Consider the following 24,554-nt stretch of genomic DNA (forward strand, 5'->3'; position numbering starts at 1 on the left):
TTACTATATCATAATAAAAAAACATTTGACAAGAAAGCTCTCTCTTTTTTCACAATATTGTAAAAATAAAATTGATGTATGATTAAGATTTTTCGTTCATAAAATTATATATCATATAGACAAAGGTTTAGAGGGATCTAAAAAAAGAGCACCATATATTAAGGGAGAGTTACATCCAAGTGAAAAATTTATTCGTCATTATTATGGTTTTTTGGATTATTTTTTGTGTATTTTTGCAAATGATAGCCCTGCTTGATTTATTTTCAATCCTGATCAGTTCTCCAATCTTGTTTATCTCTTTATTTTTCTTTTTCTCTTATCTAAACGACCGCAAAAAATTTAAAGGATTTTAAAGTAAGAAAAAAGAGGATGATTTGTTCACCCTCTTTTTTTCCTTCTATTAAGATAATAAGTTTTCCATTTCCGTTAATTTTTCCTCAAAGACTTTGCATGCCTCTTCGATCGGTTTTGCACTTGTCATATCTACCCCTGCTTTTTTCAGTACTTCTATCGGGTAGTTGGAGCTGCCTGATTTCAAGAATTCAATGTATCTTTCAACAGCTGGCTCCCCTTCTTCTAAAATTTGTTTACTTAAAGCTGTTGCAGCACTAAAGCCTGTCGCATATTGATACACATAATAATTATAGTAAAAATGAGGGATACGAGCCCATTCTAATCCAATTTCTTCATCGATGACAATGTCCTCTTCACCGAAATACTTTTTATTTAAGGCATAGTATTCTTTTGTGAGTAAATCTGCTGTCAACGCTTCATTATTCTGTTCTTTTTGATGAATCAGATGCTCAAATTCAGCAAACATCGTTTGGCGGAATACCGTTCCTCTGAAGCCTTCCAAATAATGATTTAATAAATATAACCTTTTCTGTTCATCATCAATCGTTTTTAATAAATAGTCATTCAATAGAGCTTCATTACATGTAGAGGCAACCTCTGCAACAAAGATGGAGTAATCTCCATAAGGGAAAGGCTGTGTTTTTCTTGTATAATAGCTATGCACGGAATGTCCAAATTCATGTGCTAAAGTGAAAAGATTGTTAACATTATCCTGCCAATTCATTAACACATACGGATTTGTTCCATAGGTTCCAGATGAATATGCCCCACTTCTTTTCCCCTTATTCTCATGCACGTCCACCCAACGATTTGTAAATCCTTCTTCTAAAACTTGACGATATTCTTCTCCAAGAGGTGCCAACCCTTTTAAAATTAAATCCTTTGCTTCCTCGTAGCTAACTTTCATTTTAATATTTTTTACTAATGGTGTGTATAAATCATACATATGAAGCTCATCTACACCGAGTACTTTTTTACGAAGCTTCACATACCTATGCAGTAATGGCAAATACTTGTGAATCGTTTCAACAAGATTTTCATAAACACTTTCAGGGATCTTGTTACCTGATAAAGCTGCATGACGAGCTGATTGATAGTTTCGAACTCGTGCTTTAAAATTATCTTTTTTAATATTACCAGTTAGTGTACTAGCGAATGTATTACGAAACTTTTCATAAGTATCATATACCGCTTTAAAGGCATCATGTCGGACTCTTTGATCCTCACTTTCTAGAAATCGTGAGTAACGGCCATGAGTTACTTCTACTTCTTCCCCATCCTCATCTTTAATTGACGGAAATTCAATATCAGCATTGTTTAACATTCCAAACGTATTACTTGAGGCGCCTAACACCTCAGATGCTTGAGCTAATAATGCCTCCTGTTCAGCAGACAAAACATGTGGTCTTTGCAAATTTATTTCTTCTAATGCATGTTCATATAAAGAAAGCTCTTTATTTTCCGATAAATAACCTTTAATAACCTCTTCATTTATTGAAAGAATTTCCGGTACGATATAGGAAAGAGCACTTGCTGCTTGAGAATATAAGCTTTTTATTCGATCATTTAACCCTTGATAGAAAGAATTCGTTGTATCTTGGTCATAGCGCATATGCGCATATGTATATAGCTTTCCAAGACGCTCCAATAATTGATCCTGTCTTTGCAAAGCTTCAAAAAGGACATCCGCACCCTCAGCAAGCTTACCTTTAAACTCTATCACATTGGGAATAAGACCTTTAACCGCTTCAAACTCTTTTTCCCATTCTTCGTCTGTAGAAAATATATCTTCTAACTTCCATGTATCCTCTACATTAATTTCATCCCTAGTAGGAAGCTTCTTTACCGCTGCTTCATTAGACATAAACATCCTCCATTCTAATTTTAATAAGTAATCATAAGTTTTGCCACCAAAGAAATTTACATGTTCCTCCATGTATCCAATATTTATTTTACCCGATTCTTCATCAAACTTGAAAAATTAAGGCCTATGATTTATTTTTCCTTTAGCAAAATCGTTATAAAATTGATTCTCCCATTCCTCTTGCTCCTTTTGACTTTTGGCAATATAAAAATTAGAACTGACTTGATAGTTAGAAGGAACGGTTTCTTCTATTACGTGCAATTGAATTAACTTACGTAGATACTCTTTTATAACAATTGAAAAATTAACTTCTTTTACTAATGGCAAGGTTCTAACCTTAATTTGATTTTTCTTTATTCGCTGCTGGAAAAGCTGATTAATTTGTATAAACTTAACGGACTTCATTTTTTGTAAAGGAAGGAAGTGATCCATTACAATATAAGATTGCCAAAGAACGGGAGCTGTTTCGAATAAATGGGCTTGTGGGATGGGAATACCGATGAATGGAGGAAGCAGGAATGGGTTCAAACTATTCTGGTACAATTCTTGAAGAAAAGCTTTATCGGCCTTTGAGTGACGAAGGACGAGCGTATGTTTATAATTACGAATCGCAATTTTCCAATCAAGCATTGAAAAAGTGTATGAAGCAGGGATAAATAATTCTCGAAAAGAAATCTCATCAAGCTTTTGAATTGTAAAATTTGAAAGAGCATGTAGAGAAGAAATAGGAGAAATGTGATCTAATAAAATCCAAGTACGTGATTGAGGACAATAGGAAGGAAAAACCCATTGATTGTTCGCATTTTTTGTTAGAAATAAATAGTCAAACGCTGAAAACTGAACCTTGTTTTGACTTTTTCGTTTGACCCGTCTTCCTCCAATAATCCAAACGGGAATAATCTTTTTCTTTCTGTAATGTAAGGTTCTTTTTATAAACAGTTCCTCTGATATGACCGAGCATTGGTATTCAATCGCATACAAACGATTCTTATAAATAAATGCGATATCCGGTCGCTGTCGGATTGATGGATAAAAAGGCTCTAGTTCTGGATTCAATCCTTGCTTTTGCAACCAATGAAACAAATGGAGCTTACCATTTATATGATACTCTGATTCCCTTTCTGCATTGCTAATACAAGCTTTTCTATTAGCATGGGAAAAATGACTTAACCTTTTGTTTCCGATTTTTAAAATGACCTTCTCCCTACACTCTGGACAAAAAAACTCCTCTTTTGCCCGTATTTCCTTTAATACCTTCGGATTATTTTGCTCAAATATCCTAAACAATTTTCCATTCTTCGTTAAAGCAGTAAACAATATAATCCTCCTTTCTGATCTATACTGTAATATTCGCGATTATCTTCCTTTTTCCTTCAGCTTTGTTTCACTTTATAAAGTGAAATGTAAAGAACATCCCTTTAAATGCAAAAAAAACTTCTACAAGTAGAAGTTTTAATGAAAATATTTATTCAGCTCAGTAAATACATCATTGTCGATGATTAATTTACCGTATTCCTGCACAACATGAATCGTTACTTGCGTTTCTTGACCATACTCAAGCAAAATACTGAGTACATTATCTATTTCATCTTCGTCAATTTCTTCTTCAACAAATTGAACAAATAAGTAATACTTTCCATCTAAAGAATAAAGCTTTGTTTCCACTTCTCCATTGATGCTAATTTTCGAAAGGGATACTAAATCTTCAAAATCTTTAAAGGTAAGTAGAAATTCCAGATTATCCTCAAACTCTTCTTCTTCTGATTCAAAATGATCATTTAGTATTTCTTCGATACGTTCATCAGAAGCCAAACTTTTTAATTTGTCTTCGAGAACTGGCAGCTCGAATTTTTGACCATCCTTAGAGAGTTGAGCTCTTGTAACGAGCACTTCTAGACCTTTGTCGAGGGCCTGAACTTGAATCCAGAGAGGACCTTCTAACACAAACTCTTCTTCTTGATGAACCTCATCCATCATTTCCCAAAAGAGTTCTTCACTTTTCTCGCGATTGTACCAAATTTCATCACGATCAAATCCTCTCTCCTCTATATCGACATAAGAAATGTAAAATTTTACTGTGTAATCATTAATGCGTTCAATTTCCATATCACATTTCTCCCTTCTGTCTATAGTTGAAGGGACTAAATACCCCCATACAGATGACTATAAATCCCCTACTATTGGTTTTTAGTGAATCCTGAAAAAGAACGTAACGGATAGTGTACCTTGTACTCTTATTTTATGACAAATCGTCGATAAAGGGAATTATAATATATTAAGAATTTAAAAACCATCAAATGCCTATATTTTTTGAGTATTTCCATTATTTTATCAGAAAGTTTAAAAAGTCTCAAATGAATGAACGAGAAAAATACTTCATTCTGTGACAAATTTATGTATTTTCTTATTTTTCCCATAACACATGCTATTTATGATAAATGTTTTTGTATAAATAGAAAGAGCCATCACTTATTGATAAAGTGAAAGCTCTTTTCAAATCATTTTTGTTTGTACGATTAGTTAACTAATCGCTGTGCCTCACGAAGCTGGAAAGTACGTACCTTTCTTGGAAGGAAGCGTCTAATTTCATCCTCGTTATAGCCAACTTGAAGACGTTTTTCATCAATGATAATAGGTCTTCTCAACAATCCTGGATTGTCTTTAATGAGCTTGAATAAGTCTTGTAAAGGCATTGTATCAAGATTAACGTCTAGTTTTTGAAATGTCTTTGAACGAGTAGAAATAATTTCATCTGTACCGTCTTCTGTCATACGAAGAATTTCTTTAATTTCGTCAATAGAGAGCGGTTCTGAAAAAATATTTCTTTCTTTGTATGCAATTTCATGCTCTTCCAGCCAAGATTTTGCTTTCCTACAAGATGTACAACTTGGTGAAGTGTATAATGTGACCATTACAAATTCACACTCCCTTATATTAGACATAAATTTATAATAAATCTAGTAAAGATAAACACTTGAATATTGCTACTTTTATTAAATTAAAATTAATTTAATTAAGTAATGTATATTAACTATTATACAACATTTGTTCCCTTTTTGGTATCCTTTTTTAAGATTCTGAAAAAAGTCTTTTCCCTCCCCTATAAAACGAATATTCTTAATATGTAACTATATATATAGACGTTTGAGTTTAAAAAAAGTTTCAAATTCCATAAAACATTTTTACTTCATGTTTAAAAATTATTTTTAAATCACACATAAAGTAAAGAAACTTATCTTCTGATAAGAGGCCCTTCAGTACAATTTAGGTATGAAAACGTCTGCTTTTCATTCCAACCATTTTCTACATTTTTCGATATTATTCTCAATTATCAATATGAATTGAAAACAAACATAAGTAAAAGTGGTTTTAGCTCACAGTATGTAAGTGCTTTCATTAATTTCATTTTATAATGAAACTTGTTCTTTTACAATACTCTTTACACAAATTATTTATCAAGACTGTTTTCGTATAGATTGTTGCTTTTAAATGCGCAGCCTGCATACACTTCGCTTTTCGTGGGCGATCGTCAAGCCTCCTCGTCGCATACGCTCCTGCGGGGTCTCGCCTTTCTCGTATTCCCACAGGAGGCTACGTGTATGCAGGCTGCTCCGAAACGTTTCTCCCAATGTTTTATGTCAAAAGCAACAAACTTTGAGAAAACAGCCTTTATCAAAAATACAAAAAAAGAGGACTCTACAGATGTTTAAGTAAATGCTATTCTCTTTGATCCATGTATATATCAAAGAAGAATAGTGTAACCCAACACCGTGCTTGTCCCCGAGATTATTGTTATCTTGAATATTTAGCTTTATATTGAATAAATTCTTTTTCTGAGCAATAGACAAAGTGCCCTTTATTTATTTCTCTCATTTCAAGTTTCTCGTTTCCATCATATTGATGAGCTGTTTTAGGGTCATAGGATTTTCGTTTACGAGAACGCTCTGTGTCAGGATCTGGCAATGGTATCGCTGAAAGTAAAGATTGCGTATAAGGATGAATGGGTTGATTATATAGTACATCCGCTGGCGCTAATTCTACCAGCTTCCCAAAATACATAACACCAATACGATCACTAATATACTTAACCATTGATAGGTCATGCGCTATAAACAAATAGGTTAGGCCTTTTTCTCGTTGAAGCTTCTTCATTAAATTGACCACTTGAGCTTGGATGGACACATCCAATGCAGAAATTGGTTCATCCGCAATGATAAAATCTGGATCAACAGCTAAAGCACGAGCAATTCCGATCCTCTGTCTTTGACCACCTGAAAATTCATGAGGATATCGATTTGCATGTTCTTTATTTAAGCCAACTGTTTCTAAAAGCTCATACACTCTTTGTATACGTGCCGTTTTATTAGCAGCAAGACCATGAATATCAATGCCTTCAGCAATAATGTCAGCAACCGTCATTCGTGGATTTAAAGATGCATAAGGATCTTGGAAAATCATTTGCATTTTACGATTAAACTTTTTAAGCTCAGCTTTTGATTTTTTTCCATGGACATCTTCACCATTAAACAATACCTGACCATCTGTTGCATCATATAGTCGTATAATTGACCGACCAGTCGTAGATTTCCCACACCCAGATTCTCCTACTAATCCAAGTGTTTCTCCTTTATATATATCAAAGGATATCCCATCAACAGCCTTTACCATGTTCGGTCTGCCAACATGGAAATGTTGTTTAAGATTTTTAATCTCTAATAGTTTTTCAGCCATTTTACTTTCCCTCCACAACTAATACAGGTTTTTCAAAAGTAGAGGATATTTTGCGCATTCTACGCTTTACAGATTCAGGAGGCTCAACCTTAGGTGCATCTGGATGAAGCAGCCAAGTTTTTGCAAAATGTGTTTCGGAAATTTGAAACATTGGCGGTTCTTCTTCAAAATCAATCTCCATAGCATATTGATTTCTTGCTGCGAATGCATCCCCTTTGGGAGGATTGGTTAAATCAGGTGGCGTACCCGGTATTGCTGCAAGCTCAGATTTATCATCATGATCGAGGCTTGGCATTGAAGCTAGCAGCCCCCAAGTATAAGGATGGCGCGGATCATAGAAAATCTCATCTACTGTTCCTGTTTCAATGATCTGCCCAGCATACATCACGACCACCCGATCAGCTACATTGGCTACAACTCCCAAATCATGTGTAATAAAGATAATAGAAGTATCCAATTTTTCCTGTAAATCTTTCATTAAATCTAATATTTGTGCTTGAATCGTAACATCAAGGGCGGTTGTCGGTTCATCAGCAATCAAAAGTTTTGGTTTTGCAGCTAAAGCAATAGCGATCATCGCGCGCTGTCTCATTCCACCTGAAAATTCATGCGGATATTGATCTACTCGCTTTTCAGCCATTGGAATTCCAACAAGCTTAAGTAATTCAATCGCTCTTTTTTTAGCAGCATCTGCAGACATATGCTGATGCTTAATCAAAACCTCCATAATTTGCCGGCCGATTTTCATGGTTGGATTTAATGAAGTCATTGGATCCTGGAATATCATACTAATCTCTTTCCCACGGATTCTCTCCATTTCTTTATCTGTTTTTGGAACAAGATCTTGACCATCAAACAATATTTGTCCACCTTTAATATGACCAGGGGGCATTGGAATTAATTTCATTAAGGTTTGAGAAGTAACACTTTTTCCAGATCCTGATTCTCCAACAATTGCTAAAGTCTCTCCCTTGTAAAGGTCAAAAGATACACCTCTAACAGCTTGAACTTCTCCTCCATAAGTATGGAATGAGACTTGTAAATCTTTTACTTCTAATAATTTTTCCATTTTCTCACTCCTATTTACGTAGTCGTGGGTCTAATGCATCGCGTAACCCGTCACCAATAACGTTGAAAGCAAAAATTGTTAAGCATATAAACGTTGCCGGGAAGAATAAGCGCCATGGATAATATCTAATGGCTGGTAAACCATCAGCAGCCATTGTCCCCCAGCTAGCTAGAGGAGGTGTAAGACCTAAGCCTAAATAGCTTAAGAAAGCCTCTGTAAAGATAGCGGATGGAACTGAAAGCGTTAATGTAACTAGAATAGGTCCCATTGTATTAGGGATTAAGTGGCGTCTCATAATTCTTGAGATCCCTGCACCTAATGTCCTAGAGGCCAATATATATTCCTGATTTTTCAAGGATAGTACTTGACCACGTACAATCCGCGACATATTAATCCATCCAGTAATAGTCATAGCTAAAATCATTGTTCCAAGACCTTGTCCTAGTACGACCATTAATAAAATAACAAGTAAGAGATACGGGACACCCCACAAAATGTCGGCAAAGCGCATCATAAATTCATCTGTACGTCCCCCTTTATAACCTGCAAGTCCACCCCATATAACACCAATGAATAAATCGATGAGGGCAGCTGCAAATCCGATAAATAAAGAAATACGTGCACCAAACCAAGTACGTTCAAATACATCGCGTCCAAGGTCATCAGTTCCAAACCAATGGTCAGCTGATGGAGCTTTATTAGCATTTATTAGATTAGTTGTAAAATAGTCATGCTTTGTCATATATGGTCCAAAGATTGCCATAAATATAAGCAGCGTGAGTAAAACTACCCCAAATATAGCAAGCTTGTTTTTTCGTAATCGAACGAACACATCTTTCCAAAAAGAAAGACTTGGTTTAGAAATTTTCTCAGCATCAGAGCCATGTGCTCCAACTATAGTAAATTTATCTTTTGAAACTGGTATCATCACTTATTCTCCTTTCTTCCCGACTGCTAGTTTAATCCGTGGGTCAATTAATCCGTACGCTATGTCGACAAGGAGAATACAAACTAAAAGAATGATGCTGTAAAATACTGTAACTCCCATTATTACAGTATAATCGCGATTGGCAATACTAATAACAAAGTGAGACCCTAATCCCGGAATCCCAAATATCTTTTCAATTACAAAACTACCTGTAAGAACTGCAGCTGAAAGAGGACCTAAGTAAGAAACAATTGGAAGCATCGCATTTCTTAACGTATGCCGAACTGTAATAGCTGTTCCGCTTAACCCTTTTGCTTTCGCCGTTTTTATATAATCATTATTTAAGACCTCTAACATCGAGGATCTTGTAAGGCGTGCAATAAACGCCATCGGCGTTGAGGCCAATGCTAAAGCTGGTAAAACTGAATGCATAAAAGATTCCCAACGAGCAACTGGGAAAATACCTAATTTTATAGCAAGAAAATATTGTAAAACAGTCGCCATAATGAAGGAAGGAACCGATATCCCTAATACAGCAATTATCATAGCTGTATAGTCCTGCCACTTGTTATGTCGCAAGGCGGCAATAACACCTAATAATACACCAACGGCAAGGGCAATTAAAATAGCTTCTAATCCTAATATAAATGAAACGGGAAATCCATCATTAATTAAATCATTGACTGTTTGACTCTTATATTTAAAGGAAGGGCCAAAATCCCATTGAGCTACACGTAATAAATACTCCCCATATTGAATATACCAAGGATCATCTAAGCCGTAATGAGAGATTAGATTTTTTTCAATTTCGGGAGGCAGCTTTTTTTCAGAAGTAAAAGGATTCCCTGGCGCTACTCGCATTAAAAAAAACGTTGCAGTCACAATAAGAAAGAGCGAAAGGAGCATATACAGCACACGCTTTGTAATGTACCTTGTCATATTCTACACCTCCAATTTTTACTTTTTTAATAAAAGGCTTTAGTTTATTTCAAACTTCAAAATAACTCATTCAAATTATTTTGTCAGAAATGAAGGTATATGAAGCTTTGCTTCATATACCTTCGTTTAACGAACAAACTATTATTATTCAAAATAAGCCCATTTTAATTGAGCATCACCTAGACCAGAAACAACTACACCTTTAAGGTTATCTTTTTGAACCCATACATTTGTATAGAAGTAAATTGGTGCAACAGGAACATCATTCATGAAAATACCTTCAGCTTTTTTCAGCATCGCTGTACGTTTTTTTGCATCCTCTTCTTTTTGTGAATCAATTAGAAGCTGCTTAAATTCTGGATTTTCCCATTTCGTATCGTTGTTACCGCCGTCTTTGTCACGATACAATTCTAGGAAGTTAATTGGATCGTTAAAGTCTCCTAGCCAGCCCATACGGCCAATTTGATAATCTCCAGCATGAAGCTTATCAATATACACTGCCCATTCTTCATTGCTTAAGTTTACATTAACACCAAGGTTTTGTTTCCACATATCCTGAATTGCTTGTGCAATTTTTGCATGTGCATCATTGGTGTTGTAGGAAAGCGTAATGGCAGGAAGTTGAGAAACATCTGTTAAGCCAAGCTCTTTAAGACCTTTTTGTAAGAAGTCTTTTGCCTTTTTCACATCATTGTCTTTAAAGTAGCCTTTTTCATTTTCCTTGAACATCGTTGGTGGTACAGCTGCCATTGCTGGAACTTGTCCACCTTGAGTAATATTTTCAACAATTGCTTTACGATCGATGGCATACGTTAAAGCTTTACGTATATTCAAGTTGTTCAAAGGTGGTTTTTCTGTATTAAATTTATACCAGTACGTACCTGCGATTGGTTTAATTTTAAGATCACCAGCATCTTTTAATTGCGGGATTGCCTCTGTCGGAAGCTGTCCGAATGGAAGTCCAGCCCAATCAAGCTCACCGTTTTCATACATAGATAGTTCTGTAGCATCCTCATTAACCATAAACATTTCAACAGAGCTTAATTTTACTGTTTTTGCATCCCAATAATCTGTATTCTTCTCTAGCTTGATGCTGTCAGAATGTTCCCATTTTGTCATTTTGAATGGTCCATTGGATGTATATTGATCACCAGCATCTTTGTACCAGTTTGGATTAGCTGTTGCAATTTTGCTGTTTACTGGGAAATACGTATAGAAAGCTGTTAATTCTAAGAAGTAAGGAGTTGGATTCTCTAAAGTAACCTTTAAAGTTTTATCATCTACCGCTTCTACACCAAGTGTATCAGCTGCAGCTGTTCCTTCATTTATTGCTTGAGCGCCTTTAATATAATATAACTGGTAGGAATACTGTGATTCATTTGCTGGATCTAATGCCCATTTCCACGCATATACAAAGTCTTGCGCTGTAACTGGATCACCATTTGTCCATTTTGCATCACGAAGCTTGAATGTATAAGTTTTCAAATCATCAGAAGGTGTGATTTTTTCCGCCATAGCTGGTTGAGGCTTTCCTTTGGCATCAAGACGAGTTAAGCCCTCAAATGTTTGGAGTAAAATACTTCCTGATGTACTGTCGTTTGCCAATCCTGGATTTAATGAGAAAGGCTCTGTTTTAATATTTACTCTTAAGTCTTGTGCAACTTTTTTCTTCTCTGTGCCTTCGTCGTTGCTACCAGAACTTTTGTCACTACAAGCTGCTAAAAATACACTTAACACAAGCAGCATGCTTATTAAGACTGACAATCTTTTCTTCACGGTGTGACCCCCCTATATTTTTGGACAAACGGTTTGTTTGCAAATATTCCACTTATATTTGCTTATATAAATCAGTTTACAATAGGCTAATAGATCGAAAAAAATCTATTAAAAAACGCCAAAAAAAGCAAGTTTATATTTTTATAGAATATTATCCCTCTATAACTGACTAATTTAAACAGCTCTATTAAGGATAAAATTTCAAATATGTATGATAAACTCACTCTTTAGCAAACTATGACTTATAGCATATTACAAACTCATGTGAAATAATTTAACATTTCCAAATTCCGCTTGTTAAGGTCATTATAAGTACTTTATCTGGTGATTGCAAGTAGTCTTTATGTATACAAAGTTATTTTTATATAAAGTCAAGTACTTTTTTACGTCTTTTTCTGTTTTTTTATGTAGAAAAATGAATGCTGTTTTTGTGGAGAATATTACAAAAATCAACGGAATTAACCATTTCTTAATATTATTTACTTAGCATGATCATAAGAGAAAGTTAATATTTATACATACACTTGCTTTTTTTTTCTTTTTCGTATATTTTTTATTGTAGATAATTTAATATCAATCAGCGATGACAAAGAATAGTACATTTACAGTCTGGTTTGTCAGAGAGCTTGTGGCAGGTGGAAACAAGCAGCCATGTAGATGGAATGGACTTTTGAGCTCTGAAATAGAAATGCTAGGTTTACAACTGTGCAAATTATATGACAGCGATTGCCTTACGTTACGAAGGCTGCCCTAATTTTTCTACAAAAAGGGGCGTTAAGAGACTCATTTTGAGTAATTAGGGTGGCACCGCGGACCATTCGTCCCTATATTTGTTAGGGACGAATGGTCTTTTTGTTGTCATTAATCCAATGGTATAGACCTGTAACTTTCAAATATAATCATATGCTTCTATCATTTGCATATCAAGGTCCCTGCTCAAAGAATTTTTGACAATTTCTTAAACAAAGGCAATGTTAAGGACAATATTTAAAATCATTTCCATAGCTGCGCCTTATAATAAAATAGATGGAGGAAAAATAATGAAAACGATTTTTTCTGGAATACAACCAAGCGGCACCATTACATTAGGAAATTATATTGGAGCGTTACAACAATTTATCGAGCTTCAAAATGAATACAACTGCTTTTTTTGCATCGTTGATCAGCATGCGATCACGGTTCCACAGGAGCGGCTGACTCTTAGACAAAACATCAGAAGTCTTGCAGCTCTTTATTTAGCAGTTGGGCTTGACCCGAATAAGGCGACTCTATTTATTCAATCCGAAGTACCCGCTCATGCACAAGCAGGATGGATGCTGCAATGCGTATCTTATATCGGCGAGCTTGAACGCATGACACAATTTAAAGATAAATCAGCTGGAAAGGAAGCTGTTTCTGCTGGTTTATTAACGTATCCGCCTCTTATGGCAGCTGATATTTTATTATATGGTACGGACCTCGTTCCAGTAGGTGAGGATCAAAAGCAGCATCTTGAGCTGACTCGTGATTTAGCAGAAAGATTTAATAAAAAATATAACGACATTTTCACCATCCCTGAGGTTCGGATTCCAAAAGTAGGCGCAAGAGTGATGTCATTACAGGAACCAACTAAAAAAATGAGTAAATCAGATCCTAATCAAAAAGCGTTTATTACCCTTCTTGATGAGCCGAAGCTGATTGAAAAGAAAATTAAAAGTGCTGTTACAGATTCGGATGGAATCGTGAAATTTGATAAAGAAAATAAAGCTGGAGTTTCCAATCTATTATCAATCTACTCAATTCTTTCTCAACAATCGATTGCAGAGCTTGAAGAAAAGTATGCCGGTGTAGGCTACGGACAATTTAAAGCGGATGTGGCAAAAATCATCATTGAAACGTTTGAACCGATTCAGAATAAATACTATCAGCTAATGGAATCAACTGAATTAGATGATATTTTAGATGAAGGTGCTGAAAAAGCTAGATTTGTTGCAAACAAGATGCTGAAGAAAATGGAGAATGCTATGGGTCTTGGAAGAAAAAGAAAACGCTAAAAGAAGACTATCGAGGAGATTCAAACGCATCTTAAACGGGTTCGTTTGAATCTCCTTTTTGATTGCTTAGGAAACTATAAAATAGTTGGTTGTAGATAACTTTGAAGGCTATGTATCAACGTCCAGCTTCGATGTACAGGATGTACGAGTGCCGATGTCACCACAGGACGTGGTGCTTTTAATCGGCCAGCGCCTAGCCCTTGTGAAAGATAACCTCATGCCTCTAAAAGTAAAAAGCACTTTTTGAGTCATGAGAACATTTTTCTTCAGGGCTGATCAAAGCGCTTGCGTTTTTGTTCTTGCTTACGGTTCATTCACTTTTGGACCATGCTCCATTTCCCAAAGCTTTTCAAAAAAAGACTGACCCTTGATGATATTCTCACAAAATTGCTCATGCTTGCTTGTCCATCCATCCTTTATGCTTTCATACAATTGAATCCATGCTTCTTCAAAATTAAGAAGCTGGATGTCATAATAACGTTCAGGACTCCACTCCGTATACCAATATCGGACCTCTGCCGCATTTTCAGAGGAATAAAGCTGATCTAATGCCATAAATAACAACTGTTTTAATTGTCTTTCCTTTCTAGTTAGTCCGTTCATATACTCCGGATCGGGGGATAATATATGAAAATCCTTTATGCATTCTTCAAAGGAATATTCAATAGGGTCATGATTTTCAAGCATTTCCAGGGCTAGCTGTTCTTGACGAGGAATTAGTCTACTCTTTCGAACAGGAATCGAATAACCGATTGTATCAATGGCCAAAGTTCCTTTTCCATCAGACACGATAAAGCAATAATCCAATTGAGTTCTTTCGTGATTTTTTCGTATATAAGCCTTTTGAAAGATATCATTTAAAAGCTGTCTAGGTAACTCTAGAAGATCGTTCTCAATGTAGTTAAAAAGAATTGAGCTAATTTTTAATAATGGCACTTGATCTAATAATTCAACCCCATCATCCTTGCGCCACTCATGAAAATGACAAACATTATATCCGTTTTCCTCACCTTCAAACCAGTTGACCCAAACATCATGTAAATACAACATCATACCGCCCTCACTTCTCTTTACTTTTTGTCAATCAGTATGGGCATAAATTAGTTAAATTATTCCTTTTATCTCTCATCTTCTACTTGAAAATCATGAACTTCAAAATGTTTAGTATGAATAAATATTCATTCTTTAATTTTTATTTTGAAAAATCTTCCGTCAAAAATTTTTCTGCATCAAATTGAAAACTTATTATATCAGAAAAACGATTTTCTCTCATATAGGAGTGAATGAGTGCATATCCAGTGCTATAGCCAATAAGAGTTGGATACCTACCTAAACCAAATAATAGCTGATTGTGCAACTTTTCTGACTTTTTAATTGTTAGATTTTCTTTCAAATATTTCTGCCAGTAAAAAATTATTTCTTTTTTTGAGTAAGCTGTACACCAACTCGCCCTATATTTTGATCCACAATACCGAGCAACGATATGCTCAGCAAGTCCTTCCATCACAAACGATTCAAGCAATGTATAATCTGATAATTCTTTTTTTTGTTTGTGCATTCTACAGACATGATGATATTCATGAACAAACAGTGCCTCAATCTCCTTTTCATCCTCTAATGGTGTCAAAAATAAAAAGAACATATTTTTAAAAGATAATCCTGATTTGTTAGTTATATCAAATAACCGATTGCTTGAAAAAGGAAATATATATAACGGGACGTCGGGACCTCCCCACTTTTTCCGATATGTTTGATAGATCTTTTCAACTTTATCCCAATAAAAATCTTTTTTTAATTGTTCAAAGATTGCTCTACATCTTCTGTTTGGCTGATACATACCAAAATTTCTTAAGTATGAATAAAATTCTTGAACGTCTTCTCCCTTTATTTGGTCATCTATTTTCTTTAAGATTTCAAGTGGTTCATCAAAATGCTCGTTCAGCCATTGATCGGTCCTTATTACACCCATATCGTCACACTCCACTGCATTTTTATAGACTATGACAATAAACCTTCATTGGTGTGTTTCTAATAAGCAAAAAAGCAAGCACCTCATTATAGGTACTTGCTTTTTTGTTATATTAGTCTTGATATTTCTTAAATACGATCGTTGCGTTGTGACCGCCAAATCCAAGTGAGTTGCTCATTACGATATCAATGTCTTGTTTTCTAGCTTTATTTGGAACATAATCTAAATCACACTCAGGATCAGGAGTCTCATAATTGATTGTTGGTGGAATAATTCCCTCGTCTATAGCTAGAACAGAAAAAATTGCTTCAATTCCACCTGCTGCCCCAAGTAAATGACCCGTCATTGATTTAGTTGAACTAACCGCTAGTTTATACGCATGCTCACCAAATACCTCTTTAATAGCCATCGTTTCGTATTTATCATTATAATCAGTACTTGTTCCATGTGCATTAATATAATCAACCTCATCAGGGGTTAAACCGCCATCATGAAGGGCTGCTTTCATTGCACGTGAACCGCCTTCTCCAGCTGGAGCCGGTGCAGTAATATGATAAGCATCGCCAGTTGCGGCATAGCCAATGATTTCAGCATATATTTTTGCACCGCGGGCTAGAGCATGTTCTAATTCTTCCAGTACGATAATGCCTGCTCCTTCTCCCATAACAAATCCATCACGGTTTTTGTCAAACGGTCTGCTTGCTGTTTGAGGATCCGTATTTGTCGATAATGCTGTATTAGCACAAAAACCAGCCACTGACATCCTTGTTATAGGAGCTTCTGCTCCACCAGAAACCATAACATCAGCTTCTCCACGTTGAATAACCTTAAATGCATCTCCAATGGAGTTTGTACCGGTCGCACAAGCTGTAACCGTACAAGAATTAAAGCCCTTTGCTCCTAATGTAATAGAGACTTGACCTGCAGCCATATCTGGAATAAGCATTGGAACAAAGAAAGGACTTACCCTTCTATATCCACGCTTTAAAAATGTTTCATATTGTTGTTCAAATGTTTCCATTCCCCCGATACCTGATCCAACCCATACTCCTACTCGTTCAGCATTTTTATCGGTAATTTCAAGCTTTGAATCCTTTACTGCCATTATAGAAGCCGCAACAGCAAATTGTGTAAAGCGGTCCATTTTACGTGCTTCCTTTTTCTCCATAAAGTCCTCAGGATTAAAGTCCCTGATTTCTGCTGCAACCTTCGCAGGATATTCATCTGCATTTACTCTTGTAAGAGGTTTTACACCAGAGACTCCGTTTATAATATTGTTCCACGTTGTATCTACATCTTTACCAAGTGGTGTAACAGCTCCAATTCCAGTCACAACAACTCTTCTTTTTTCCATTCTCGCGGCATCTCCTTTTCTATATCTATTATGTTCAAATCATACCTAAATTTATCTTATTGATAAAGTGAAACTTCCATCAAAGGGGGTTAACTTCATCCCCCTCTGATGGTTAGTCACGCAGAGCCTGATTGACTTTTCTAAGGGCTGAAGCCCAAAGAAAAGTCTTATTTCGCCAATCGGGCTTTTACGGGCAGTTATCCCTCACTTCGCTCTATCGATACTCTAAAACTTAAAGGTGGGGGATTACTGCTCGTTAATGCGGGATAAAGTGAAACTTCCATCATCAGGGGTCTTGCTGCCCATAAATGTAGGATTAAATCTTATTTACTTTCCCCAACGAAGGGCAATGGCGCCCCAGGTTAAGCCTCCGCCAAACCCTACCATGACAATCACATCGTCATCCTTAATTTTTCCTGCTTCAATTTCTTCAACAATTGAAATGGGAATCGAAGCCGCTGACGTATTTCCATACTTATGTACGGTTTTAGACATCTTTTCTTCAGGTAGGTTTAGACGTTGTCTTGCCGATTCCATAATTCTAATGTTTGCTTGGTGAGGAATAAGAAAATCAACATCCTCTTTAGAAAGGCCTGCCTTGACTAAAACATTTTCACTGCTTTCACCCATTTGGCGTACGGCGAATTTGAATACCTCTCGTCCATTCATAATAATATATTCATCTTGATAAAGGTGTTTACCCCCAGTACCATCTGCCCCCAACTCAAATGAAAGAATTCCTCTTCCTTCTGATACCGGTCCAACTACAACAGCACCTGCTCCATCACCAAATAGGACAGCAGTATTCCGATCATTCCAATCCGTAATTTTGGATAGTTTTTCAACTCCAATAACTAATATATGTTTATACGCACCATTTTCAATAAATTGTTTTGCTGTTACCATTCCATACATAAATCCAGCACATGCTGCAGAAAGATCCATTGCAGCTGCTTTTGTTGCACCTAATCGTTCCTGAAGCATACACGAAACAGTTGGAAAAGGTTGATCAGGTGTAATGGTTGCCACTATTATTAAATCAATATCCTCTGGTGCAATAGCTGCATCGTTAATGGCTTTCACTGCTGCATCATAAGCCATATCTGAGGTGTTTGTGTTCTCATCTGCAATTCTTCTTTCTTCAATTCCAGTTCGCGTACGGATCCATTCATCCGAAGTATCTATTATTTTTTCTAAATCTGCATTTGTTACGATTTTTTCTGGTAAAGATCTTCCGATACCAATAATACCCGCGTTCATTGGGTCAGCTCCCTTTCGATTATTGCTCACTATTTTTTATAAAAAAATTGTCTCTATTTATTATTGTATTAAATCCATAAATATATCATTTATTTATTATCAAATATTAAGACTTGGTACTAATTCTATCAAAAGTTATAGCCATAATGCAACCAATTATTCAATTCATCTAAACAGATGCCCCTATCATTATGTAAAAAAAAACATAGCTTAATATTAATCCATTTTATAAAAGAAGGTGACAAAGATGAAAACACCAGAACAGGAAAAACAAAATGCCGATAAAGAGGACCGTCTCTCACTCCTCATGTTTGGACATCGTGATGATAAAGTGAATGAAAATTATAATGAAAAGAAAAATTTGTTTGATTTATTTTTTGAAGGGGATAAACCGGAGAGAGAACATGACAATTGGTTATTTCGATTTGAAAAAACAAAACATAGTGAGAATGAATCTAATCATCTTCAAACGCTTATAAAAAACGTTGATATAGATGACCTTTTTAACCATATTGATACCTTAATGAGTTCAGCATCAAAACTAAAGCCCCTGATTCATAAAGTAAGTCCATTTCTCAAACAAACATTTACAAAAGAATAAGCTACAAAGAAAAGCGCAAGCGGCTTGATCAAGTTGCTTGCGCTTCTTTATCCTTTATTCTTCGCTTTTTGCTTCTTGTTTGCCAAGCTCATATGCATCGGACATAACCTTTGTTAATAATCCCAAAAACGGTTGTAGCATATCCAACGATAATTCTATTCCTGCTTTTTCTAATTGCTCCTTTGCTTCCGGAATATATTTCATAGCAATTTGCATGAATTCTAGTGATTTATCTTTCGTATCCATTTTTTCCTCCAGCATCCCACGATTTATTATTCAGCATCTTTTGCTGCAACTCTTATTATTTTAACTCTTCTTTCCAAGGGAGAAAAGAATTTTTCATTCTAAACTATATTTAACAAGGTACTCGAGATGCTTACGCTGCTTCTCAATAGCTTTCTCAATAGTATTTTTACTAGAGATCGTGTAGCATAACATTTCACTCGGTATTAACCGATCTTCTCTTAGTGCGAATTGATTTGGAATGTCTAAATGGCTTGCACATTTACCCCAATGATTTTCGATATCACTTTTAAAAAGCTGACATGTTCTTTTTTGCTCGCTACATTCTTTAAGAATTTCTTGTACGATATCGTCTATAAAAATAGCGTCCAATGTACACTCACGCTGCTCGAATTCTATAACCGTTTTTTGGTTTAGTTCCTTTAATAAGCTTTGTTGAAAAATAAACTCATTTGTTTGCCATGGCCCGTATACTGTTGGCAAATAATAAAGCTGAGACATAATCTCATCATCATCTGCTATTTTTTGAATGAACTTTTTTAAGATCGGCTTATTCTCATCAAATAACAATAGCTGTATTGGGAGTAAAAAAAGGATCTTTGAACGACTTTGCTTGATTTCTTCAAGAAATAAAGGATGATTGAATGGAATAAGTTCTAATAAGGCTTCTTCATTGTGTTTGATATAAGTGTCATAAACGTCAACTACGATAAAAGAATCTTGATCTAGATGAAAGCTCGATGGATTCAGTCTTTTTATATCTGTTTCAATAAAATTAGCATTTCTTCCAATTTCTAATTTTTTTTCTGTAGTAAATGATTTTTTTTCATTAAATTTTAAATGAATCCCTTCCACTTCAAACCCTTGTTCTAGCATCGCTGTACAAAAATGAAAGCCTAGAAAATCGAAAACCCCAATGATCATTACCTTGTCCATTTTATGCCTCCCTGAGATCATATTAATTACATCCTATGCTCAGGGATATAGAATTTTTCCAATTGCTTCACTAAAGAACTTTCTCGTTTTTTCTTATAAAGCTTGAAATTTGCATGCCCATTTGTTGTTTCTTTTCTGGCACCATATAACAGACTGAAATAGGGGCCTTTTGATCTTGCCATTTAACCGAAAGATGATTCAATACATTTGATTGTCTATACGATCGGCTCCCTGTTAGGACATGAACAATTTTTACTGGAATTCCAAATGCTTCTATTTGCATTTCCTCTAAATTATTTAATTTTTCTATAATACTATTTCGTTCTATTTCATATGAAAAAGCAAGCTCTGCAAGTAACTTTTTATAAAAAAATTTATGATCTCTTTCTTGTTCTAAATGCTTTTTTAACGATAGAACAGGGTTAATTAATACAACAGATCGAATGTTTGGTCTCATTTCATTCATAAGCCTTAATGTAACGAGAGCTCCCATTCCTTCTCCAATTAAATGAATTTTATGATTAATAATTTCTGTTCTAATAATGTATTCGTATAATTGTTTAGCCAATTCAACTGCCTTATCGCACCCCCAATTTCTCCCGTAGAGATTGGAGTAAAAAATAGTATATCCCTTCTCACGTAATTCTTGAACGATTGATTGCTTGCCTTCATTTTGAGTCCAAAAACTACCTTTTTCGTCTACAAAATGGCGTTCATCTCCAATAATTAGGACACCGAAACCTTTGGGCTTTATTGGATAATGAATCATATTCCATTCGGTATCTAATTTAAAGTTTCGGGTTTCCATTTTCAAAACTCCTTTAGCAAAATTTCCACATCATTAATGTATGATTTGTTACATAATATGAAAGGGAGTTTGCCTATTTGCACCTAGAACATTTAGTTGACAAGTACTTTTTATTATACGGTAACATGTAATTTCCTACAGTGGGGATCTAATTACCTGACAAAAAATGATAGGAGGATCAAAGCTTCCTTATTTTTTGCCACTATGGTAATATGATGTGGGATATAATAATTGTTAGAGGTGAAAATTATGAGATTCTTTTGGACATTTTTCTGGACATTTCTTCTTGTTCAAATGTTAACCTACGTTATCTGCGCTATGATCGGTGCTGCTTTTGATTTTAAACTTGCCTTCATTTTAAGCGTTATCACAACAGTATTCATCTTTGTTATTTCTACTATCATTCCGAATGAACCTACTGCTAAAGACGGATTGCATTAATTAGAATCATTTTATTCAAATCAAAATGGTTAGGAGGGTGTCCAAAAAAGAACATCCTCCAAGAAACACACTACATAATTTCGTTCTTGAAGTAACTGTCAACAATCAGGCAGCTACCCTCTTTACTATCAATTCTTTATTTCCTTGCCGCTTGAATCATTAATTGATCATTTTCTAAACCTATCATAACATGACTATCTTCATGGATATTACCTGCAATTATTTCCCTTGCTAGCTTAGTTTCAATATGCCGTTGGATATACCGCTTTAACGGCCGTGCTCCGTACAATGGATCAAACCCGTTTTCTGCAATATATTCCTTCGCTTCCTCCATTATGCTTAGTTGTATTTTTTGATTTGATAATCGAATTTGAAGCTCCTGCATTATTTTCAAAACAATTTCTTTGATTTCTTCTATCTGTAAAGGTTTAAAAAGGATTACTTCATCTACGCGATTAAGAAACTCTGGTCGAAAATGACCTTTTAATTGATTCATTACTTTATCTCGTGTTTCTTCGTGGATCCCGTCTGCTTCATTTCGTTCAAGAAGAAAGTTTGAGCCAATATTCGAGGTCATGATAATGACTGTATTTTTAAAGTCTACGGTTCTTCCTTGTGAATCTGTCACTCTTCCGTCATCTAGCATTTGCAGGAGTATGTTAAAAACCTCTGGATGAGCCTTTTCAATTTCATCGAGCAAAATTACAGAATATGGTTTTCTCCTCACTGCTTCTGTTAATTGCCCACCTTCTTCATAGCCGACATATCCAGGAGGTGCACCTATCAACCTAGAAACAGCATGCTTTTCCATATACTCGGACATATCAATACGAATGATTTGTTCTTCACTGTCAAACAAGCTTTGAGCTAATGCTTTGGCTAGTTCAGTCTTTCCAACACCAGTAGGTCCAAGAAAAATAAAGGAACCAATAGGTCGATTAGGATCCTGTATTCCAGCTCTTGCCCTCAGTACAGCATCACTCACCAATTGAACAGCCTCCTCTTGACCAACCACTCGTTCATGTAAAATTTGATCTAGATGAAGAAGCTTTTCTCTTTCTCCCTCAACTAGTTTCATCATTGGAATACCTGTCCAACGCGCGACGATTTGGGCAATTTCATCTTCCGTAACCTCTTCTCGAAGAAGGCGTTCTCCTTTTTGATCGTTAACCTCTTGCTCGATGCTTTTTAATTCTTTCTCTAAAGCTGGAATTTTCCCATGACGTAATTCTGCTGCTTTATTTAAATCGTATTTATTTTCCGCATCCTCTAACTCTCTTCTTAATTTTTCAAGCACTTCTCTTTTCACTTGTATTTTTTGAATTCCTTCTTTTTCAAGCTGCCATTTAGCTTTCATCGCATTTGCTTTTTCTTTTAAATCAGCAAGTTCTTTTTCGAGAGTAACAAGCCTTTCCTGACTTACATCATCCTTTTCCTTCCTTAAAGCAGCTTCTTCAATTTCAAGCTGCATCACTCTTCTTGTTGCTTCATCAAGCTCTGTAGGCATGGAATCTATTTCTGTTCGAATCATGGCACATGCCTCATCCACTAAGTCAATCGCTTTATCAGGTAAAAAACGATCAGTAATATACCGATTCGATAAAGTTGTCGCTGCTACTAAAGCACGATCATGAATATTGACACCATGATGAATTTCAAAGCGCTCTTTTAAGCCTCGCAAAATGGAAATCGTATCCTCCACATTAGGTTCAGAAACGAGTACTTGTTGAAACCTTCTTTCTAACGCTGGATCCTTTTCAATATATTTACGATGCTCATCTAAAGTTGTCGCACCAATACAGTGCAGCTCCCCTCGAGCTAACATAGGTTTAAGCATATTTCCTGCATCCATGGCCCCTTCTGTTTTACCAGCTCCTACAATTGTATGAAGCTCATCAATAAATAAAAGAATTCTCCCCTCACTCTTTTTGATTTCTTTTAATACCGCCTTTAATCGTTCCTCAAACTCTCCTCTGAATTTTGCGCCTGCAACCAATGAGCTCATGTCCAATGAGAAAATTGTTTTATCTTTTAAACCTTCTGGAACATCCTTGCGTACAATTCTTTGAGCTAATCCTTCTACGATGGCTGTCTTCCCAACTCCAGGCTCTCCAATAAGAACTGGATTATTTTTTGTTTTACGAGAAAGAATCCGAATAACATTTCTTATTTCATTATCTCGCCCAATGACTGGGTCCACTTTGCCCGAACGTACTTCAGCCACTAAATCTCGTCCATATTTTTCTAACGCCTCATAGGTCGCCTCCGGATTTTGCGTCGTCACTCTTTGATCCCCCCGTATCTCTATTACTGCTTTAAACAACTGCTTTTTTTCAATTCCATGTTGAGAAAGTGTAGTCGACAGGAATGAGTCTTTTTCAGAAATTGCTGCCAGCATTAGATGCTCAACTGACACATATTCATCCTTTAGATTTTTCATTTCTACTTCTGCATTAGCTAAGATCCTTTGCAATCGATTTGTGATATAAAGCTTTCCTTGTTCTATTCCGCTACCTGATACTTTTGGTTTTTTATCTATTGCTTCTTTTAATTTTTGTAAAAAATCACTTGTTGATAATCCTAGTTTATTTAAAATGGATGCGACAAGATTATTCTCCTGATCAAGTAAAGCCATAAAAACATGTACATCATCAATTTCTTGATGCTGCTCTCGTGTTGCAATGGTCTGAGCATTCATTAACGCTTCTTGTACCCGTTCAGTCATTCGGTTTAAATCCATAGACGCCACTCCTTTGACCTTTTTTGACCTTCTAATTTTATTATAAGCCAAATTTTTCATATGTAAAGCCATCCTAATTAGGATGGCTAATGCAACAGGACCTTATAATTTTTCAATTATGGTTTTCTTTGATATGTCCAAATTCGATTTTCATTTTCCGTTTCCGGGAAAGAATCTCCTGCTTTTAATTTAATTTTTCTAGGATTTTTCACATTATCTCCAGTTTCACCAACCTCGACATAAAATCCATTATTCGGTGCTTTTTGACCGGAACGAAATTGCCTGCTTTGTCCCACTGTGTGTCCCTCCTTGACTTTAAGGTTCACCGTTATTATTTCCGTTTCAGACATAGACATGATGGTAATTATTACCGGATATTTGGTGGATGCTTTTGACTTGAATATAGACGGTTTACGTATAATTCTGACTGATTTACTTTAATGGTAAACGTTTTCACCCATTATGACTAATTTGCTATTTCCAAGACACAAAAATCCAGCCTTTTTGG

General features: G+C 35.6%; 22 protein-coding genes and 1 other annotated feature. Of the genes, 4 read left to right on the forward strand and 18 right to left on the reverse strand.

From position 1 onward, the window contains the following. Positions 1-400: 400 nt before the first annotated feature. The 9 genes from pepF to FDO66_RS11540 all read right to left on the reverse strand — a co-directional run bounded on the left by pepF (position 401) and on the right by FDO66_RS11540 (position 11,661). Positions 401-2,218 carry an oligoendopeptidase F gene (gene pepF, locus FDO66_RS11500; RefSeq protein WP_141432790.1) on the reverse strand — a complete coding sequence of 606 codons (1,818 nt, stop codon included), beginning with the start codon at positions 2,216-2,218 and terminating at the stop codon, positions 401-403. A gap of 117 nt (positions 2,219-2,335) precedes the next feature. Continuing rightward, positions 2,336-3,535: a competence protein CoiA gene (locus FDO66_RS11505; RefSeq protein ID WP_181444544.1), complete on the reverse strand. Its 1,200-nt coding sequence runs from the start codon at positions 3,533-3,535 to the stop codon at positions 2,336-2,338. A 135-nt stretch (positions 3,536-3,670) separates the two neighbouring features. Then, on the reverse strand, positions 3,671-4,324 hold the full coding sequence (gene mecA, locus FDO66_RS11510) for an adaptor protein MecA (RefSeq protein ID WP_141432792.1): 654 nt from the start codon (positions 4,322-4,324) through the stop codon (positions 3,671-3,673). A 410-nt stretch (positions 4,325-4,734) separates the two neighbouring features. Then, a complete protein-coding gene (gene spxA, locus FDO66_RS11515) occupies positions 4,735-5,130 on the reverse strand; it encodes a transcriptional regulator SpxA (RefSeq protein WP_141432793.1) in 396 nt (131 codons plus the stop codon). Between the two features lie 880 nt (positions 5,131-6,010). Continuing rightward, positions 6,011-6,949 (reverse strand): ABC transporter ATP-binding protein, encoded by a 939-nt coding sequence (locus tag FDO66_RS11520; RefSeq protein WP_141432794.1) that lies wholly within the window; start codon positions 6,947-6,949, stop codon positions 6,011-6,013. A 1-nt stretch (position 6,950) separates the two neighbouring features. Then, entirely contained in the window at positions 6,951-8,018 is a 1,068-nt protein-coding gene (locus FDO66_RS11525) for an ABC transporter ATP-binding protein (RefSeq protein WP_141432795.1), read from the reverse strand. Positions 8,019-8,028: 10 nt separating this feature from the next. After that, entirely contained in the window at positions 8,029-8,946 is a 918-nt protein-coding gene (locus FDO66_RS11530) for an ABC transporter permease (protein ID WP_141432796.1), read from the reverse strand. 3 nt (positions 8,947-8,949) lie between these two features. Next, positions 8,950-9,885: an ABC transporter permease gene (locus FDO66_RS11535; RefSeq protein WP_141432797.1), complete on the reverse strand. Its 936-nt coding sequence runs from the start codon at positions 9,883-9,885 to the stop codon at positions 8,950-8,952. A 144-nt stretch (positions 9,886-10,029) separates the two neighbouring features. Next, on the reverse strand, positions 10,030-11,661 hold the full coding sequence (locus FDO66_RS11540; protein WP_141432798.1) for a peptide ABC transporter substrate-binding protein: 1,632 nt from the start codon (positions 11,659-11,661) through the stop codon (positions 10,030-10,032). 574 nt (positions 11,662-12,235) lie between these two features. Beyond that, positions 12,236-12,490 (forward strand) — a binding site (T-box leader). Between the two features lie 208 nt (positions 12,491-12,698). Between FDO66_RS11540 and trpS the strand changes: the two genes are divergently transcribed. Then, positions 12,699-13,694, forward strand: coding sequence for a tryptophan--tRNA ligase (gene trpS / locus FDO66_RS11545; RefSeq protein WP_181444545.1), 996 nt, complete (start codon positions 12,699-12,701; stop codon positions 13,692-13,694). 303 nt (positions 13,695-13,997) lie between these two features. On the opposite strand, the gene FDO66_RS11550 is transcribed toward trpS, so the two are convergent. From FDO66_RS11550 to FDO66_RS11565, 4 genes are all read right to left on the reverse strand, one after another. Beyond that, positions 13,998-14,744: a YjbA family protein gene (locus FDO66_RS11550; protein WP_141432843.1), complete on the reverse strand. Its 747-nt coding sequence runs from the start codon at positions 14,742-14,744 to the stop codon at positions 13,998-14,000. Positions 14,745-14,886: 142 nt separating this feature from the next. Next, positions 14,887-15,663, reverse strand: coding sequence for a DUF2268 domain-containing putative Zn-dependent protease (locus FDO66_RS11555; protein ID WP_141432800.1), 777 nt, complete (start codon positions 15,661-15,663; stop codon positions 14,887-14,889). A gap of 112 nt (positions 15,664-15,775) precedes the next feature. After that, on the reverse strand, positions 15,776-17,017 hold the full coding sequence (gene fabF, locus FDO66_RS11560) for a beta-ketoacyl-ACP synthase II (protein ID WP_141432801.1): 1,242 nt from the start codon (positions 17,015-17,017) through the stop codon (positions 15,776-15,778). 327 nt (positions 17,018-17,344) lie between these two features. Continuing rightward, positions 17,345-18,277 (reverse strand): beta-ketoacyl-ACP synthase III, encoded by a 933-nt coding sequence (locus FDO66_RS11565; protein ID WP_141432802.1) that lies wholly within the window; start codon positions 18,275-18,277, stop codon positions 17,345-17,347. Positions 18,278-18,524: 247 nt separating this feature from the next. Between FDO66_RS11565 and FDO66_RS11570 the strand changes: the two genes are divergently transcribed. After that, entirely contained in the window at positions 18,525-18,878 is a 354-nt protein-coding gene (locus FDO66_RS11570; RefSeq protein ID WP_141432803.1) for a hypothetical protein, read from the forward strand. A 54-nt stretch (positions 18,879-18,932) separates the two neighbouring features. On the opposite strand, the gene FDO66_RS11575 is transcribed toward FDO66_RS11570, so the two are convergent. The 3 genes from FDO66_RS11575 to FDO66_RS11585 all read right to left on the reverse strand — a co-directional run bounded on the left by FDO66_RS11575 (position 18,933) and on the right by FDO66_RS11585 (position 20,865). Then, entirely contained in the window at positions 18,933-19,124 is a 192-nt protein-coding gene (locus tag FDO66_RS11575; RefSeq protein WP_141432804.1) for a ComZ family protein, read from the reverse strand. Between the two features lie 93 nt (positions 19,125-19,217). After that, entirely contained in the window at positions 19,218-20,057 is an 840-nt protein-coding gene (locus FDO66_RS11580) for an NAD(P)-dependent oxidoreductase (protein WP_141432805.1), read from the reverse strand. A 70-nt stretch (positions 20,058-20,127) separates the two neighbouring features. Further along, the gene (locus tag FDO66_RS11585) at positions 20,128-20,865 is read right to left on the reverse strand and encodes a lipase family protein (RefSeq protein WP_141432806.1); all 738 of its coding nucleotides are present in this window, start codon (positions 20,863-20,865) and stop codon (positions 20,128-20,130) included. Between the two features lie 249 nt (positions 20,866-21,114). Between FDO66_RS11585 and FDO66_RS11590 the strand changes: the two genes are divergently transcribed. Further along, positions 21,115-21,306 (forward strand): DUF2929 family protein, encoded by a 192-nt coding sequence (locus FDO66_RS11590; protein WP_141432807.1) that lies wholly within the window; start codon positions 21,115-21,117, stop codon positions 21,304-21,306. Positions 21,307-21,442: 136 nt separating this feature from the next. Here FDO66_RS11590 and clpB read toward each other — a convergent pair whose 3' ends face one another. Beyond that, entirely contained in the window at positions 21,443-24,046 is a 2,604-nt protein-coding gene (clpB, locus tag FDO66_RS11595; RefSeq protein WP_141432808.1) for an ATP-dependent chaperone ClpB, read from the reverse strand. Between the two features lie 116 nt (positions 24,047-24,162). Then, positions 24,163-24,342, reverse strand: a complete 180-nt coding sequence (locus FDO66_RS11600; protein WP_141432809.1) for a YjzC family protein — start codon at positions 24,340-24,342, stop codon at positions 24,163-24,165. A 13-nt stretch (positions 24,343-24,355) separates the two neighbouring features. On the opposite strand from FDO66_RS11600, the gene FDO66_RS21275 reads away from it, so the two are divergent. Then, positions 24,356-24,487, forward strand: a complete 132-nt coding sequence (locus FDO66_RS21275) for a hypothetical protein (RefSeq protein WP_258535705.1) — start codon at positions 24,356-24,358, stop codon at positions 24,485-24,487. Positions 24,488-24,554: the final 67 nt, after the last annotated feature.

Origin of the sequence: Bacillus sp. 03113 (assembly GCF_006546985.1) — a bacterium.
GTDB lineage: Bacteria > Bacillota > Bacilli > Bacillales > Cytobacillaceae > VATK01.